Source organism: Burkholderia sp. Ac-20379, assembly GCF_017104645.1.
Classification (GTDB): Bacteria; Pseudomonadota; Gammaproteobacteria; order Burkholderiales; family Burkholderiaceae; genus Burkholderia.
The window spans coordinates 1-2,715 of sequence record NZ_JAAGPF010000563.1 but is presented as its reverse complement, the minus strand read 5'-3'; the positions used below and the strand labels follow the sequence as shown (position 1 = coordinate 2,715).

Below are 2,715 nucleotides of genomic sequence, written 5' to 3'. Positions count from 1 at the left end.
CGAGGCCGACCGCGAACGCGCGGTGGCGGCGCGCAACGGCGCATCGGGCGGCATCGACACGCTGCTCGCGCGCATCGACGCCGAGCCCGTCTCGAACATCCAGGGCGGCTATCCGCATTGACCGCCCGGCAACCCGGCGGCGCCCGCGTTTTCCCACATCCCGTTCATCCACAAGGACTCCGACATGACCCAGGCTCCCTCGCGCAGCCGACGACGCTTCCTGCAATCGACCGGCGCGGCCGCCGGGCTGGCCGCCCTGCCCGCGTTCGGCCCGCTGGCGTTCGCGCAACACGGCCCGCGCGTCACGCTGAAGGCCGGCGACCAGAAGGGCGGCCTGCGCGCGCTGCTCGAAGCGGCCGGCGCGCTGAACGGCCTGCCCTACGACATCGAATGGACCGAATTCCCGGCCGCCGCGCCGCTGGGCGAGGCGCTGAACGCCGCCGCCGTCGACCTCGGCCCGATCGGCGACGCGCCGCTGATCTTCGCGCTGTCGGGCGGCGCGCGCGTCAAGGCGATCGCGGCCAATCGTTCGGATCCCTATGGGACGGCCGTGATGGTCGCGCCGAACGCGACGCTGCACACGGCAGCCGACCTGAAGGGCAGGAAGATCGGCACCACGCGCGGCTCGATCGGTCACTACGTGGCGCTGAAGGCGCTCGATGCGGCCGGCCTGCCGCCCACGGCCGCCGAATTCCGCTTCCTGCAGCCGGCCGACACGATGCTGGCGCTGAGCACCGGCTCGATCGACGCGTGGGCCACCTGGGAGCCGTACACGGCGCTGGCCGAAACCACCGGCCGCGCGCGCGTGCTGGTGAACGGCCGCGGGCTGTCGTCGGGCCTCAGCTACGTGGCCGCGACCGATGCGGCGATCGCCGCGAAACGCCCGGTGCTGCACGACTTCGTGCGGCGCGTGGCGCGCGCGCAGGTATGGTCGTACCAGCATGCCGACGCGTTTTCGGCCACGCTCGCGCGCATCATCGGCATTCCCGAGGCGGCCGCGCGGCTCCAGTTCGAGCGCCGCAAGACGCAGTGGCTGCCGATCGACGCATCGCTGATCGCCGAGCAGCAGGCCACCGCCGATTTCTACCGCAAGGCGGGCCTGCTGCGGCAGCCGCTCGACGTGACGCCCACGTTCGACCGCAGCTTCCCGCTCGCCTGAGCACCTCGCGGCATGGCGCGGCGTTCTGGCAGAATCCTGCTTTACGCCTCGCACGCCACCGCCATGCCGACCCTCAGCGAACTGTTCATCTATCCGATCAAATCCTGCGCGGGCATCTCGCTCGCGCGTGCGCGCCTGCTCGAAAGCGGCCTCGAACACGATCGCGGCTGGATGGTGGTCGAGCCGTCGGGCGCGATGATCACGCAGCGCGAGCACGCGAAGCTGGCGCTGGTGCGCGTGACGATCGGCGAGGACGCGCTGGCGATCGACGCCCCCGGCATGCCCACGCTGCACACGCCGCTCGATGCGCACGCGCTCGACGGCGCGCCCACGCTGGCCGTCACGATCTGGCGCAACACGGTGGCGGCGCTCGACACGGGCGAGGCCACGGCGCAGTGGTTCGGCGCCTATCTGGGCGTGGCGGCCCGGCTCGTGCGCTTCTCGCCCGAGGTGCGCCGCGAGGTCAACCGTAAATGGACGGGCGAACGCGTCACGCACACGCAGTTCGCGGACGGCTTCCCGGTGATGGTGGTCGGCCAGTCCTCGCTCGACGATCTGAACGCGCGGCTGGGCCAGCGCGGCGTGCCGCCGGTCGGCATGGACCGCTTCCGCCCGAACCTCGTGATCTCGGGGCTGGAGGCTTACGAAGAGGATTACGTCGAGCATCTCGACATCGAGGGCGAGGCCGGCACGATCCGGCTGCGGCTCGTGAAGCTGTGCACGCGCTGCCCGATCCCGGCCATCGATCAGTTGCTCGGCGGCCCGAACCCGGATCACCCATACGAGCCGCTCGACACCATGAGCACCTACCGCGCCAGCGCGCAGTTCGACGGCGAATTGACGTTCGGCAAGCACGCGGTGCTGGCCGGCGCGGGCGCGGGCGTGCTCGAGGTGGGCCAGGCGCTCGACGCGGAGATCGGCTTCGACGCCTGACGCGCGCCGCATGTTCGGCCGTGTTCAGCTGTGCGCGGCCTCCGCTTTCTCCGCCTCGTCCGGCGCGCCGGGCAGCCTGACCGTCACCGTCAGGCCGCCGCCCGGCGTATCGCTCAGTTCGATCGCGCCGTCGTGCACGCGCACGATCTCGCGCACGATCGACAAACCCAGCCCCGAGCCTTCCACCGATTCGGTGGCCGAGCTGCGATAGAAGCGCTCGAACACCGCGTCGCGCTCGTGCGCGGCGACGCCCGGCCCGTCGTCGATCACGGCCAGCCGCGCGCCGTGCCCACCCTCCGCATCGCGCCCCACCCGCACCGTCACCACCGCGCCGTCGCCCGCGTAGCGGATCGCGTTGTCGACCAGGTTGCCGATCAGGTCGGTCAGCAGATCCGCGCGCGCGATCACGTCCACGTCGGCCTCGTGCTCGAAGCCCAGATCGATGCCGCGGGCGCGCGCCACCGGCGACCAATCGAGCGTGGCGCTGCGCGCGAGCCGGTGCAACGGCACGCGCCGACGCTCGATCGCGGCCGCGCCGTCCGATTCGAGCCGCGACAGCGACAGCAACTGCTGGACGATCTTCGCCGCCTGCCGCACCGCGCCGTTCGCGCGCCGCAGATGCT

At 72.0% G+C, this 2,715-nt stretch carries 3 protein-coding genes; 2 read left to right on the top strand and 1 reads right to left on the bottom strand.

The features are described from left to right. Positions 1-184 precede the first annotated feature (184 nt). Together G3N92_RS32745 and G3N92_RS32740 are read left to right on the top strand one after the other, a co-directional pair. Positions 185-1,159, top strand: coding sequence for an ABC transporter substrate-binding protein (locus tag G3N92_RS32745; RefSeq protein ID WP_206131669.1), 975 nt, complete (start codon positions 185-187; stop codon positions 1,157-1,159). 63 nt (positions 1,160-1,222) lie between these two features. Next, the gene (locus G3N92_RS32740; RefSeq protein WP_206131668.1) at positions 1,223-2,092 is read left to right on the top strand and encodes an MOSC N-terminal beta barrel domain-containing protein; all 870 of its coding nucleotides are present in this window, start codon (positions 1,223-1,225) and stop codon (positions 2,090-2,092) included. Between the two features lie 24 nt (positions 2,093-2,116). On the opposite strand, the gene G3N92_RS32735 is transcribed toward G3N92_RS32740, so the two are convergent. Beyond that, positions 2,117-2,715: HAMP domain-containing sensor histidine kinase (locus G3N92_RS32735; RefSeq protein WP_206131667.1), on the bottom strand; the 599-nt coding region annotated here is incomplete at its 5' end.

Coding starts and splice junctions, on each gene's coding strand:
- G3N92_RS32745 (WP_206131669.1), top strand. CDS start 185: ATGACCCAGGCTCCCTCGCGCAGCCGACGACGCTTCCTGCAATCGACC.
- G3N92_RS32740 (WP_206131668.1), top strand. CDS start 1,223: ATGCCGACCCTCAGCGAACTGTTCATCTATCCGATCAAATCCTGCGCG.